This is a genomic window from Acinetobacter sp. I-MWF (assembly GCF_025433935.1).
GTDB lineage: Bacteria > Pseudomonadota > Gammaproteobacteria > Pseudomonadales > Moraxellaceae > Acinetobacter > Acinetobacter guillouiae.
In genome coordinates this window covers 1-337 of the sequence record NZ_JAMBAR010000022.1, presented here as the reverse complement: position 1 = coordinate 337, position 337 = coordinate 1, and the positions used below count along the sequence as shown (strand labels likewise).

At 64.7% G+C, this 337-nt stretch carries 1 protein-coding gene; it reads right to left on the bottom strand.

The annotated features are described in order from the left end of the window. The coding region (locus M2R48_RS21180; RefSeq protein ID WP_262087594.1) for a thioesterase domain-containing protein at positions 1-337 on the bottom strand (337 nt) is incomplete at both ends.

The following is a 337-nucleotide window of genomic DNA, read 5'->3' as shown; positions in this document are numbered from 1 at the left end:
GTTGAACCCGGCCCATTGCTCATCGTCGCCGTCAACCGTGGCCTGCTGGCCCGACCACTTGGCATGGATCTGCGCCGTGAACTCAGGGAACATCGCGCCCAACAATTCCACGCGCCGGTCATTGGCGGATATTTCGCGCTCATCGACCATCACCGCCGTGTCCCAGAAAGGCTTGACCCACTGGGGTGGCGATGCGTCGATCCAGCCCACGCATTCCACTTCCCGCCCAGCCTGCTCCAGGCCATGGGCAACTTCCATCGCCAGGTTGCCGCCCAGGGACCAGCCCGCCAGACGGAAGGCCCCCTCCGGCTGCGCCGTCAACAATTGTGCGGTGTAG